Annotated in this window: 12 protein-coding genes and 1 riboswitch; of the genes, 3 read left to right on the top strand and 9 right to left on the bottom strand. The window is 42.7% G+C overall.

Annotation, left to right across the window (positions count from 1 at the left end; all coding sequences use genetic code 11):
* Window positions 1-97 precede the first annotated feature (97 nt).
* Window positions 98-703, top strand: a complete 606-nt coding sequence (locus CXM95_RS07390; RefSeq protein WP_008381464.1) for a DUF1054 domain-containing protein — start codon at window positions 98-100, stop codon at window positions 701-703.
* A 1-nt stretch (window position 704) separates the two neighbouring features.
* Window positions 705-2,753 carry a penicillin-binding protein PBP4(5) gene (gene pbp4 / locus CXM95_RS07385; RefSeq protein WP_086372826.1) on the top strand — a complete coding sequence of 683 codons (2,049 nt, stop codon included), beginning with the start codon at window positions 705-707 and terminating at the stop codon, window positions 2,751-2,753.
* Window positions 2,754-2,798: 45 nt separating this feature from the next.
* On the opposite strand, the gene purB is transcribed toward pbp4, so the two are convergent.
* The 9 genes from purB to CXM95_RS07340 all read right to left on the bottom strand — a co-directional run bounded on the left by purB (window position 2,799) and on the right by CXM95_RS07340 (window position 11,030).
* Window positions 2,799-4,097: an adenylosuccinate lyase gene (gene purB, locus CXM95_RS07380; RefSeq protein WP_008381467.1), complete on the bottom strand. Its 1,299-nt coding sequence runs from the start codon at window positions 4,095-4,097 to the stop codon at window positions 2,799-2,801.
* Window positions 4,098-4,110: 13 nt separating this feature from the next.
* Window positions 4,111-5,229, bottom strand: a complete 1,119-nt coding sequence (gene purK, locus CXM95_RS07375; RefSeq protein WP_172634721.1) for a 5-(carboxyamino)imidazole ribonucleotide synthase — start codon at window positions 5,227-5,229, stop codon at window positions 4,111-4,113.
* Window positions 5,222-5,710, bottom strand: coding sequence for a 5-(carboxyamino)imidazole ribonucleotide mutase (purE, locus tag CXM95_RS07370; protein WP_005236418.1), 489 nt, complete (start codon window positions 5,708-5,710; stop codon window positions 5,222-5,224). The genes purK and purE overlap by 8 nt, the downstream gene beginning before the upstream one ends.
* A 331-nt stretch (window positions 5,711-6,041) precedes the next feature.
* Entirely contained in the window at window positions 6,042-7,346 is a 1,305-nt protein-coding gene (locus CXM95_RS07365; protein ID WP_016613324.1) for a nucleobase:cation symporter-2 family protein, read from the bottom strand.
* Window positions 7,346-7,927 carry a xanthine phosphoribosyltransferase gene (locus CXM95_RS07360; protein ID WP_016613323.1) on the bottom strand — a complete coding sequence of 194 codons (582 nt, stop codon included), beginning with the start codon at window positions 7,925-7,927 and terminating at the stop codon, window positions 7,346-7,348. Before CXM95_RS07360 ends, CXM95_RS07365 begins: the two co-directional genes overlap by 1 nt.
* 76 nt (window positions 7,928-8,003) lie before the next feature.
* Window positions 8,004-8,101: riboswitch (purine riboswitch) on the bottom strand.
* Between the two features lie 82 nt (window positions 8,102-8,183).
* Window positions 8,184-8,861 (bottom strand): hydrolase, encoded by a 678-nt coding sequence (locus tag CXM95_RS07355; protein WP_008381475.1) that lies wholly within the window; start codon window positions 8,859-8,861, stop codon window positions 8,184-8,186.
* 20 nt (window positions 8,862-8,881) lie between these two features.
* On the bottom strand, window positions 8,882-9,487 hold the full coding sequence (locus CXM95_RS07350) for a glycoside hydrolase family 73 protein (RefSeq protein WP_005236425.1): 606 nt from the start codon (window positions 9,485-9,487) through the stop codon (window positions 8,882-8,884).
* The gene (locus CXM95_RS07345; RefSeq protein ID WP_101699590.1) at window positions 9,484-10,494 is read right to left on the bottom strand and encodes a M15 family metallopeptidase; all 1,011 of its coding nucleotides are present in this window, start codon (window positions 10,492-10,494) and stop codon (window positions 9,484-9,486) included. The genes CXM95_RS07350 and CXM95_RS07345 overlap by 4 nt, the downstream gene beginning before the upstream one ends.
* Before the next feature lie 32 nt (window positions 10,495-10,526).
* A complete protein-coding gene (locus tag CXM95_RS07340; RefSeq protein WP_061054010.1) occupies window positions 10,527-11,030 on the bottom strand; it encodes a hypothetical protein in 504 nt (167 codons plus the stop codon).
* A 123-nt stretch (window positions 11,031-11,153) separates the two neighbouring features.
* Between CXM95_RS07340 and CXM95_RS07335 the strand changes: the two genes are divergently transcribed.
* Complete coding sequence (locus tag CXM95_RS07335; RefSeq protein ID WP_101698946.1) at window positions 11,154-12,110, top strand: Gfo/Idh/MocA family protein; 957 nt, start codon at window positions 11,154-11,156, stop codon at window positions 12,108-12,110.
* The last annotated feature ends 665 nt before the right edge of the window (window positions 12,111-12,775 follow it).

Genomic DNA, 12,775 nt, shown 5'->3' with positions numbered 1-12,775 from the left:
TGATCACTAAATAAAAATAAGATAAAAAAAACAAAAGCCCGAAATTTTACGGGCTTTTTTTGTTATACTGTTTTCAGACAAAAGAAAGGACACGATTATGCTATTTACAAAACAGTCATTTGATGCTTTTGCTTTAGAAACATTAGAAGAAAGAATGGAAAAAATCCGTTCAGAGATCCAGCCGGTTTTCCAAACCATCGGCGAGGCAGCGATCCCATTATTTGAAGAAAGCTGTCAAGACCCTTTTTATTTGCATATCGCACAGCATCGGCGTAGAACCGTCTACCCTCCTGCCGAAACGTGGGCGGGGATCGGCCCTAACAAGCGTGGTTATAAAATGGATGCCCACTTTCAAATTGGGATCAATCAAGAGTATGTCTTTGTTTGGCTCAGTGTGATCGATCAACCGAAAAATCAAGCAACGATCGCGGAATCTTGGCTGGCTCAAAAAGAATTATTTGATCAATTGCCAGCAGACTTTACGCTATCTCCTGATCATACCAAGTATGACCACTCTCCAATCGCTAAATGGCCAACCTACTTAGAACGATTACAGAAAGTCAAAAAAAGTGAACTTCAAATTGGCAAGATCTTTCCAAAAGAAATGATCGAAGACGTTGAAATGGCGGATATTTTAGCAGTTTATCAAACGCTGTTGCCGCTTTATCACGCCCGTTTGTCGGCACTAAAGGAGGAACAATAATATGTCAGAAAACCGGCGCTCTCGCAAAGAAAAACCAGCGAAAAAACCTAAGCGTTTCGTCTGGCTGGCACTCCCTGCCGCCTTATTAGTACTTGGTGGCGGTTATTATGGCTATACAGTCTATCAAAATCGACAAGAAGAAGCAGCAGCAAAAAAAGTCCTCAATTCCTTTATCGATGCTATATCTGATCAGAAGTACAGCGATCTATCTGCTTTACTGACCGAAGAAAGTTTGGAATCAAACGGCTTTACCGCAGACGAAGTCTCAGCAAAATACGAAGCGATTTTCACTGGTATCGGTGCCGAATCATTTAAAGCTTCAGGAATTGAGGTAACGCCCGATGATAAGGATTCCGATCAATTCAATTTCCAATACAACGGTTCCTTAACCACCTCGTTAGGTGAATTAACAGAGCTGTCTTATAGTGGCACGATTACTCTGACTGATGACCAAGCCAAGATCGATTGGTCGCCTCAATTGATTTTTCCGGGAATGGAAGGACAAGACAAAATCAGTATCTCTGTAGATAATGCCACACGTGGAGAAATCCTCGACCGAAATAATGAACCGCTAGCAGAAAATGGCACGCTCTATCAACTAGGCGTCATTCCTGGGCAGCTGGGTACGGGAGACGAAAAAACCGCCAATATCAAAGCAATCGCGGAGCGTTTTGACCTAACAGAAGATGCGATCGATCAAGCATTGGCTCAATCGTGGGTCCAAGATGAGTTGTTCGTTCCCTTAAAGATTATCGAACCAACCGATGAAATGCCAACTGGAACAAGTTTAAAAGAAACGACGGGACGGACTTATCCTCTTGGAGAAGCCGCTGCCCAGTTGATTGGTTATCTAGGGAACGTGACTGCAGAAGATATCGAAAAAGATGAAACACTAGCAAGTAACGGACAAATTGGTCGTAGTGGTCTGGAAGCTGCCTTTGACAAAGAGTTGCGGGGCGAAAATGGCGGAAAAATCGCCATCACTGATGAAGACGGTGCTGAAAAATCGGTTCTTTTAGAAAAAGAACGGGCAGATGGTAAAGATATCCAACTGACCATTGACGCACAAGCCCAAAAGACAGCTTTTGACGCCTTACAAAATCAGGCGGGCTCCACGGTCGTCACAGAACCAAAAACCGGTGATCTGCTAGTATTAGCCAGCTCACCAAGTTATGATCCCAATAAAATGACCCAAGGAATCTCACAAGAAGACTATGATGCGTATGAACAAAATGAAGCCTTGCCTTTCATCAGCCGCTTTGCTACGGCCTATGCGCCAGGTTCGACCTTTAAGACCATCACGGCAGCGATTGGCTTAGAAAACGGTACGATCGACCCTACCCAAAGTATTGCGATCGATGGATTGAAGTGGCAAAAAGACAGCTCGTGGGGAGACTACTTTGTCACCAGAGTCAGCGATGTAGCTTCTGTCAATCTAAAAGATGCACTGGTTTACTCTGATAACATCTATATGGCACAACAAACCTTAGCTATGGGTGAAGATGCTTTTCGTAACGGTTTGTCGAAATTGATTTTTGGTGAGACGTTGGATTTACCGATTGCGATGAATCCTGCTCAAATTTCCAATGAAGAGTCCTTCAACTCAGAGATTTTACTGGCAGATACCGGCTATGGGCAGGGAGAACTGTTACTGAATCCCATTCAACAAGCTGCTGCTTACTCGGTCTTTGCCAATCAAGGGAAGCTGGTCTATCCCCGTTTAGTGAAAGAGGCAGAGCAAAAAGACAAAGAAGTCTTTAAACCAGAGACGATTGAGCAAATCAATCAAGATTTGACAGCTGTTGTCTCAGATGCCAACGGAACGGCACACTCTTTGGCAGCGCTGAACATTCCGCTAGCTGCCAAAACAGGAACTGCTGAAATCAAAGAAAAGCAAGATGAAAAAGGCCAAGAAAACAGCTTCTTATTCACCTTCGATTCGCAAGATCAAGGATTTCTGATGGTTTCCATGTTAGAAGATCGCCAGGAAAACCAATCAGCAACTGGTTTAGCACCTGATCTATTGACCTACTTAGCTGAAAATTATTAAAAAAGCCGCAACCTTAAGACGGAGGTCTCAAGGTTGCAGCTTTTTTTATTCGGCTAAACCGACACGTTCAAAGATCGTGTCAACTTGTTTTAAATGATGGTTGTAATCAAAGGCATCGTCCAAATCAGCTTTGGTCAAAACATCCGTGATTGCTGGATCAGCTTCTAACAATGGGCGGAAATCCGTTTGTTCATCCCAAGCTTGCGCTGTTTTCGGCTGAACCAAGTCATAGGCTTGCTCTCTGGTCATTCCGTGATCGATCAATTTCAACATCACCCGTTGGCTGTAGATCAATCCAAAGGTCGCATTCATATTGCGCTTCATATTCTCTGGGAAAACGGTCAGATTTTTGACGATATTGCCAAAGCGATTCAGCATGTAATCGATCAAAATCGTCGTATCCGGAATAATGATCCGTTCTGCCGATGAATGTGAGATATCCCGTTCATGCCAAAGGGAGACATTTTCATAAGCCGTCACCATATGACCGCGAACGACTCTTGCAAGTCCGGCCATATTTTCAGAACCGATTGGGTTACGCTTATGGGGCATGGCAGAAGAACCTTTTTGTCCTTTGGCGAAGAATTCTTCAACTTCCCGCGTTTCTGATTTTTGTAGTCCACGGATCTCGGTGGCGAATTTCTCAATGCTGGTTGCGATCAATGCCATTGCTGAAAAATATTCTGCATGTAGGTCACGAGGCAATACTTGCGTGGAAATATCTTGCGCACGAATCCCTAGTTTTTCACAGACATACTCTTCGACAAATGGAGGGATATTTGCAAAGGTTCCAACAGCACCACTGATCTTTCCAGCTTCGACCCCTTTTGCTGCCCGCTCAAAACGTTCAACATTGCGTTTCATTTCTGAATACCACAAGGCTAATTTCAAGCCAAAGGTCGTTGGTTCCGCATGAACACCATGGGTACGTCCCATCATCACGGTATGCTTGTATTCTTTGGCTTTTTCGCCAATGATCGTCACGAAACGGTTCAAATCTTCACGAATCAAATCGTTGGCTTGTTTCATCAAGTAGCCATACGCCGTATCAACAACATCCGTTGACGTCAAGCCGTAGTGGACCCATTTACTTTCATCACCCAAAGATTCAGAGACTGCTCGGGTAAAAGCAACCACATCATGTCGCGTTTGCGCTTCGATCTCTAAGATACGGTCGATATCAAAGGATGCTTTTTCACGAATCAATGCAACATCCTCTTTCGGTATCTCTCCTAATTCCGCCCAAGCTTCGTCAGCTAAAATCTCGACTTCTAGCCACGCTTGGTAGCGATTTTGATCGGTCCAAATAGCACCCATTTCTGGTCTTGTATAACGCTCTAACATGTTTTTATCTCCTTTAATCCCAAATATTGGTTTGATAGATTTCTTCAGTGGTTTCTGCAATGTCTTCCGTCAAAATAGTGATATGTCCCATTTTGCGACCGGTTTTTGCTTCTTCTTTGCCATAGTAATGAAATTGCCAAGCAGGTTTTGTGGCAATCAGATCATAGGTTTCTGTCAATTCATCTCCTAAGACATTGACCATGACTGCTGGTGAAAGCAAAGAAACTTCCGGCAACGGCCAGCCACAGATGCCGCGGATATGAGCGTCAAACTGACTCATGGAGCAAGCTTCGATCGAATAGTGACCCGAATTATGCGGACGTGGCGCCAATTCATTGACATACAAGCCGCCGCTTTTGGTCAGGAACATTTCGATGGCTAAAACGCCTTGCAGATCCAAAGCTTTTGCAATAATGTGAGCGATCCGTTTGGCTTCTTCGGCAACTTCTGGATCAATGTGCGCAGGAGCGATCGTTTGATGCAAAATATTGTTACGGTGGATGTTTTCTACCACTGGGAAAGTGGTAAAGGTTTCTCCATTACCGGCAACTAAAATCGATAATTCTTTTTCAAAAGGAATCCATGCTTCTAATTCGCAAGTTCCTTCGCGAAGTAAATTCATGGAAGGCGCCAAATCAGCCGTACTGTAAAGCACGTGCTGTCCTTTTCCGTCATAGCCGCCTCTGGTGGTTTTTAATACACAAGGGTAACCAATGCTATCGATGGCATCTTGGATGTCTGTCGGGCTGATGATCGTGGCATAAGGTGCAATCACGATATTGTTTGCCTCTAAAAATGACTTCTCTAACAAACGATCTTGAGTGATTGCTAACAGATCGGTGCCTTGAGGGATATGTGAGTAAGGCAAAATAGAGTTCAATGCTTCAACACTGACATTTTCAAATTCATAGGTGATTACATCGGCACGTCGAGCCATTTCTTCTAAAGCAAACACATCATCATAGGCAGCAACAATATGCCAATCAGCGACTTGGGCTGTTGGACAATTGGCAGTAGGGTCTAAAACGCCAACCCGAAAGCCCATTTCTTTGGCACTCATTGCCATCATACGACCTAGCTGTCCTCCGCCAACGATTCCGATCGTTGCGTTGGGCATTAAAGGTTTAATCAAGTTGATCACTACTTTCCAATACGATTTCTTTTAATGTATTTCTTCGTGCGTCTAATTTCTCCGCTATCTCTAAATCATACATGGAAAGCATCTGGGCTGCAAGTAGTCCTGCGTTAGTTGCGCCAGCTTTTCCGATCGCCGTTGTTGCTACTGGTACACCACCCGGCATTTGCACGATCGATAAAAGGGAATCCAAACCGTTTAATGCGCGTGATTGGACGGGAACACCAATGACCGGCAATGTTGTTTTAGCTGCCACCATTCCCGGCAAATGGGCAGCGCCACCCGCTCCTGCAACAATGACTTTAATCCCTTTTTCTCGGGCTGTTTCTGCAAATTCGAACATCAAATCTGGTGTACGATGTGCCGAAACGACTTTTTTCTGATAAGGTATCGCTAACTCATCTAAAATCAAGCAGCACTCCTTCATTGTTTCCCAATCTGATTGACTTCCCATAATCACTGCAACTGCTGGTTTCATTCAATTTTCCCTCCACTGAATTTTTACGATTCTCTTCTGAATAAACCTCAGAAGTATTTTTCTTACGAAAATCATTTTGTTAGCAACCTTTTGAAGCTACGTCTGAGATATCCCAAAGGCACATGGCTCTGCTAACATTCACTTTCACCTCTAAATAGTAACGAGTTGCCCGAGCAATGTCAAAATATTTTCGAACTATTAACAAATTTTACTTTTCATTGTTCGCTTTTATCTCAAAGATATGTATTCAACACGTCAGATATCCGATAATAAGACAAATAAAGGAACAATACAAAAAATCCAGACGAATCCTCGTCTGGATCAAATAAACTTACTGTTGCAAGCGCAATTCCGTCACTTCGTCTGTTTCTTTCGGCAGTCCATTAAAGAACAGATTCAAAACAATGGCAGTCAAACTACTCATGACGATCCCATTGCCTGTAAACATTTGAACGGTTTCAGGCATTTGACTGAATAAAGTGGGCATCATATTGAACCCTAAACCAAAACCGATTGATACTGCAATCACTAACAAGTTCTTGTCATTCATAAAATCAACTTTGCTCAGCATTCTCATCCCTTGAACAGCCACCATGCCAAACATCACTAACATGCCGCCGCCAAGCACTGCCTCTGGAATGATCTGTGCGATGGCACCGACTTTTGGAAACAACCCTAATACGATCAAAAAGATTGCTGAAAAGAAAATCGGACGGCGCGTCTTAATGCCTGAAAGTTGAACCAAACCTACGTTTTGTGAAAATCCAGTATAAGGAAACGTATTGAAGATCCCACCAAGGATCACCGCCAAGCCCTCCGCACGATAGCCGCGCTTTAAGTCATTGCCTGTAATCGGTTTTTCAGTAATGTCTCCCAGTGCAAAATAAACGCCTGTGGATTCTACCAAACTAACGATGGAAATAATGATCATCAAGACGATCGACCACAGATCAAAGGTTGGTAAACCGAAATAAAAAGGCTGAGGCAAATGAAACACAGGTGCATGAGTGATGGCAGAAAGATCAACCAAGCCTAATAATGCTGCTAAAATAGTCCCACCGATCAAACCGATCAGTACGGCAATCGAGCGAATAAAGCCTTTGCCAAACACTTGCACGCCAATGATCAGGGCAATCGTCACAAAGCCTAACAATAAATTCGTTGGATCACCAAAGTTAGCAGCTGCGGCATCCCCTCCACCGATTTTGGTGATGGCGACTGGAATCAAGGTCAAACCGATGACGGTAATCACCGTTCCCGTCACCAATGGAGGGAACAAAACTTTGATTTTCGAAAAAATGCCGGCGATCAAGACAATGAAAATCCCAGCGGCAATGATCGCTCCGTAAATCGCACTGATTCCTGATTTGGTGCCAATCAAAATCAATGGGGAGACAGCTTGGATGGCACAACCTAAAACGACTGGTAGGCCGATCCCAAAAAAGCGGGTGACGACTAATTGCAAAAGCGTAGCGATTCCGCACATGAAAATATCGATCGAGATCAAATACGTCATCTGCGCTTCATTAAAGCCGAGGCCTGTTCCAATCAACAAAGGGACGGCAACAGCTCCTGCATACATCGCTAGCAAATGCTGCAAGCCCAAAACTGCTGAACGGCTATTCGTCTCTTTCATTAGGCATCTCCTTCTAAAAAGCTAACTTGGCCTTCCGACAATGAGGCGATTCGTGCTAAGGAAACAACGGGGATTCCCATTTCTTCAAGCAATTGTCGACCAGTTTGGAATGATTTTTCAATGACGATCCCAATGCCAACGACTTTTGCGCCTGCTTGCTGACACAATTCGATCAATCCTTTTGCAGCTTGTCCGTTTGCTAAGAAATCATCAATTATTAATACCGTATCATCTGAAGATAAGAATTTCTTAGAAATCGATACTTGGCTGGTCACTTGCTTAGTAAAGGAATAGACGGATGCGGTCAACAACTCTTCATCCATCGTCAGACTCTTTGCTTTTCGAGCAAAGATCATTGGTACCTGCAACTTTTCTGCAGTATAAAGTGCTGGTGCGATCCCTGAAGCTTCGATGGTCACTACTTTGGTGATCCCACTTTCTTGAAATCGTTCTGCAAAAACTGTACCGATTTCTCTCATCAACTCATAATCCACTTGGTGGGTCAAAAACTGGTCCACTTTGAGAACCCCTTCACCCAAGACGTTCCCGTGTGTTTTGATACGCTCAACTAATTTATCCATCCTAGCTCTCCTCGTTCCTTTCTATTCCATCCTGAAAAAAAAGACACTCTTTTTGCCAAAGCAAAAAAAGTGTCTAACAGGCACGATTTTTACTTATAGTCCGATATTTACGGTATCGGGTAGAGACTGTCGACCATATTTCGACGATATACAAGTAATTTTTAAATGATAGATTCGATTATGCCTGTCTTTGATTAAAAACACAAGCATGGAATGCCCTTTATAAATAAAAATATTCTCATTTGTGGATCATTTGCTACTCTGGTTTCTCCATATCACGATAGTGCTCCATCTTTTTACTGAAAAGCTCCCCGTTGGAAGGCGGCGTGTAAGTGATCGCATTCGCACCTGCTTCAATCGTTTCTAAGATGCTCTCCTCAGTTGGACCACCCGTTGCAATGATCGGCAGCTTCGGATATTTTTTACGGAAGAAAGCCACGGTATCCGCTGTGTCCTTGCCGGCACTGATATTGATGACCTTCACACCAGCTTCAAGTTTGGCATCAATTTCAGTATACTTACTCGTTACGGTACTGATAACGGGAATATCCACGACTTTACATACTTGCTCCACAGTTTTCAATGGCGTGGGTCCGTTTAAGACGACCCCGATCGATCCCTGAGCTTCAGCAAACATGCTCATATAAGAAGAGCGGAATCCTTGGGTCAAGCCGCCGCCGACACCAGAAAACACTGGAATATCCGCTGCTTCGATAATTGCTTTCGTAATTGCTGGGTGCGGTGTAAAAGGATAGACCGCTATCACAGCGTCCGCATTTGTATTACGGATGATCGCAATATCCGTAGTAAAAATAATGGAGCGGATTTGTTTCCCAAATATTTGAATGCCGCTAGCCTCTCGAATAACTTTAGGCACTTTGACGATATCTTTGCGTAAATCAGTGGTGATTTTTGGCATATATTTTTCTTCCATAAGCAGCCAACTCTCTTTTCTTATTGATCAAATCGATTCAATTGGTAGGTTTCAATGACTTGAATGATTTTGCTGGCATAATCTGGATCCGTTGCATATCCTGCATCTTGTAAGGCTTGTGCGGCACTGCGGTAGTCGTTTGCTGTCAAGACATCTACATAAAGCGCAGGATTCCAATCAACACCATTTACAAACAACATCGTATGATCATCCATTGATTCTTCCCAAGTATCATAGACACGAAAATCTCCTTGAATCGTGACCCATTCTCCATTATAAAACTCTTGGGTATCTAATGTCACCTTTTTTGAATGACCAAATGACTTGATGCCAAATAAATTATTGTATTTGCTGGCTAGAGAACTCTGGCCCCAATCTGATTCAAGAATCGCCTGACCTATAATGATACTTGGTAAAATCCCATAGCCTTTTTGCAGTTCTTGCGCGTAAGGAGCAATGCGATCGATAAATTCTTCATGAGAGATCGCTTCAGTATTTGTTTCTTCCTCTTTCGGAAGAGGATCCGCCAAACTATTTAAGGAAAAAATAAAAGCAATCCCAATTAAGAATAACCCTAGAAAGACTAATGGGAAACGAGTCTTCTGTTTTTTTCGTCTTGCGCTCATTTTTTCACTTCCTTTGTCTGACTAAACACGTTCTTAGCGAACAAATCGCCTCCACTCATCAACAACTCTTCTTGTGCTCGTTGACTATTTTCTTGATTTCTAGTAAGAGAATTAGTAAAGATCCAGTCCTCCTGCAAAGGATCTGCCAATTCGTGATACGACAGTTCTGCTTCTTTACGAGTGATGTGTTCTTTTGCCTCATCAAGAAACTCTTCGAATGTTACCTCATGTTCTTCAATATATGTCGCCACTTCGACGCCTACATAGCGTAAATGCCATGGTTCATAATCGATTTGGGTAATGTCATGTTTCCCTTTCGGATAACGGATGATGAACCCATACTCTCTCGCATGGGCTTGTAGCCATTTTCCACCGTCTGTAACGCCGAACCCCTCATTGAGAAGTTCGCCTGTATGATTTTGATACCAGTCTTCATCGATTACGTCAATCGCAAGACCGGTATGGTGCTCACTATATCCCGGTTCAGTAAAGGTCAGTTTCGTGATACGAATTGCTTCTTCTTTTGTATTCCCTTGGCGGATCAAGCTATTGACATTGGCATCGAATATTTCCTGTTGATACTCTACCGAACGGTAAGCAGAGACCATGACTAAAGGATGTCCAGCCACCTTTGCTGCCTCAGCTAGTTCTTCGTATGCCGAAACGATTCGCTTGTCCACAAGGTAGCCATTTGATAATTTCCCCAAATCTTCTTGCGCGATTTCGCTGACGATTTTATTTTTTGGTCCTACCAGAGCCAACGACCAATCATTCAATGAGACAGTTGGGAAATCATCTTCGTTCACTTCATCACTAACAGCTGCTTGTTCTTGCGCATCCTCTGAGTATTCCGTCGAAGTTTGACTGCTGGATTCAGTTGTTGCGCTCGTCACTGTTTGAGTAGTAGAACGAGCGATACTTAGATTCTTTATTGGGGTGACTGCGGTCACTCGATTCACTTGTATGGTTAGGAGAACCAAAAACAAGAATCCTGCTGCCGCAGCCATTCCATAATACTTTTTCAAAAAATACCCTACCTTTAATTATAAGTTTCTTCCAGATTTTCTTTAACCCACTCTAACAACTCGATTTTTTCATTGCGGATCTGCTGCTGAACAACAGCGGGCAATCGGAAGTTTAATATATCATCATAACCCCACTCATCATACGTAATACTGACTCTCAAATCAAGGTATTGGGCTGTTTCTTCAGATTCTGTTAACAATTCGACTTTTGCTAAATCGCTAGCTAGCCACGTTCTGGCGATTTGGGTTTTCATTTTTTTGAACTCGACGACCGCTTGATTGCGTTTTTCTGGATAAATGACGGTCTGGCGAATGATTTTTTGGATCAGCATCCATTCATAATCCGAAAACAGCAGTTTCACTTTCTGATTTTCAGCAGGCGATAAACTCATTGTGCCGTTTTTCCAAGCTTCCCATTGCTCCTCAGTGATTCCTAAATGTGTCTCATAAAACTGTTTTTCTGATGTGTATTGCTCGATAATCGTATTTAAAATAATGGCTATTGATACATTATGCATATGTTATCCCTCCTCTTCTATATTTTACTGAAAGTCAGCCGTAATGGAAACTTTTTGCGATTGTTTTTGATTATTTTAAAGAATTCATTTCTTTTGTTATACTAAATATGAAGGAGATGATCAATGATGAAAAAATACCGTTGGGGAATGATTGGACTTGGAGACATCGCGACGCAATTTGCCGCTGGTTTTTCCAATGAAGCAAGTGAACTGTATGGAGTCAGCGCCCGCAGTTTGCCAAAAGTCCATGCCTTTGCCGAAAAATACGCTATCCCCCATGCTTATGAAAGCACAGATGCTATGCTGGAAGATCCGCAAATTGATATTGTGTACATTGCAGTACCTAATGATCTTCATCACGAATTTATTATGAAAGCTCTAATGGCCGGAAAACATGTCCTCTGTGAAAAAGCCATTACGACCAGTGCCGATGAATTAGCTGAAGAATTGACCTTAGCCAAAGAAAAAAATCTGATCTTAGAAGAAGCTATGACGATCTTCAATATGCCGGTTTATGCACGTTTGAAAGAAGAGATCGATGCTGGACGCTTAGGAAAATTAAAAATGATCCAAGCACCATTTGGCAGCTACAAAGATCCAGACCCAAGCAATCGTTTCTTCAATCCAGATTTAGGCGGCGGTGCTTTATTGGATATCGGTACGTATGCTGTTTCATTTGCCCGCTTTTTCATGACGGATACACCAGAAGTGACGTTTAGCAGCATGAAGCACTTCTCTACAGGTGTGGATGAACAATCAGTCACGATCCTACAAAATCCAGCCGATGAAATGGCTAGTGTCACGCTGACTTTTCAAGCGAAAATGCCTAAAACCGGTATCGTCGCTTTCGAAGAAGGATACATTACCGTAGATGAATACCCTCGTGCGGACAAAGCCGTGATCCATTTCCGAGATGGAACAAATGAAGTGATTGAAGCTGGCGACAGCAGTCAAGCCCTTAATTATGAAATTGCCAATATGATCAAAGCCATCGATGGCGAGATCGAAGGATCGATCCATTTGACCACCGATGTCATTGACGTTCTTGATCAAATGCAAGCTTTTTGGGAACAGCAGTAAAATGAAAAAGACTCCTTTACGCTGATGCCAGATATAACAGGAATCAAAACACATAATACCTAATCATTCACCAATAGGATTGTCAAAAGAAAAGGTAGCAACGGAAGCGAAATTCCGTTGCTACCTTTTTTCTGTTCCAAACCACCACAGTTTTGGCGAAAATACACGCAGAAGAAAATACGGTCATAAGAAGATTTAACACTACCTATAGGCTGTAAAAAAGCTGATAATAGCACCAATTCTTTAAAACGTATCTGCCCATTACTTTACACCCTAACTGTGGAAGATTACCGTGTGTACGATCTTAAAGTGACTTCGGCAATTTTCCTGTCCATTTTAAGTAAGATTTGAGAAGGTTAACTATTCCGATGGTGTTCTGTTAGCTGGCTTTGCGTGTCAGCTAGTTCTTTATTTTGCAAGCCAATTTTGAAATCAAAGACAGTAAAGATTTTTAGCAGGTGTATGCTGATATGGACCTTTGTGCCTACGTCATCTGATCTAGGTAGTTGGGAAAAAGGTATTTCTTTTCCAAAGTCGGAGCCGTTCACTGTAGGCAGCTAACGCGGTAAAATATAGCGTTCGAATTGCATACATATAGCTATTTTACAGTGCGTTCGCGGCTATTGTTTGAATTTAGCATAAAGACAATTCCTGCTTTTACTAAT

The organism is Enterococcus sp. CR-Ec1, from assembly GCF_002850555.1.
In the GTDB taxonomy this organism is placed as follows: Bacteria; Bacillota; Bacilli; order Lactobacillales; family Enterococcaceae; genus Enterococcus_D; species Enterococcus_D entomosocium.
The sequence above is the reverse complement of the archived record's forward strand: the minus strand, read 5'-3'. Positions and strand labels throughout refer to the sequence as shown.

Coding starts and splice junctions, on each gene's coding strand:
- CXM95_RS07390 (WP_008381464.1), top strand. CDS start 98: ATGCTATTTACAAAACAGTCATTTGATGCTTTTGCTTTAGAAACATTA.
- pbp4 (WP_086372826.1), top strand. CDS start 705: ATGTCAGAAAACCGGCGCTCTCGCAAAGAAAAACCAGCGAAAAAACCT.
- purB (WP_008381467.1), bottom strand. CDS start 4,097: ATGTTAGAGCGTTATACAAGACCAGAAATGGGTGCTATTTGGACCGAT.
- purE (WP_005236418.1), bottom strand. CDS start 5,710: ATGAAACCAGCAGTTGCAGTGATTATGGGAAGTCAATCAGATTGGGAA.
- CXM95_RS07365 (WP_016613324.1), bottom strand. CDS start 7,346: ATGAAAGAGACGAATAGCCGTTCAGCAGTTTTGGGCTTGCAGCATTTG.
- CXM95_RS07360 (WP_016613323.1), bottom strand. CDS start 7,927: ATGGATAAATTAGTTGAGCGTATCAAAACACACGGGAACGTCTTGGGT.
- CXM95_RS07355 (WP_008381475.1), bottom strand. CDS start 8,861: ATGGAAGAAAAATATATGCCAAAAATCACCACTGATTTACGCAAAGAT.
- CXM95_RS07350 (WP_005236425.1), bottom strand. CDS start 9,487: ATGAGCGCAAGACGAAAAAAACAGAAGACTCGTTTCCCATTAGTCTTT.
- CXM95_RS07345 (WP_101699590.1), bottom strand. CDS start 10,494: ATGGCTGCGGCAGCAGGATTCTTGTTTTTGGTTCTCCTAACCATACAA.
- CXM95_RS07340 (WP_061054010.1), bottom strand. CDS start 11,030: ATGCATAATGTATCAATAGCCATTATTTTAAATACGATTATCGAGCAA.
- CXM95_RS07335 (WP_101698946.1), top strand. CDS start 11,154: ATGATGAAAAAATACCGTTGGGGAATGATTGGACTTGGAGACATCGCG.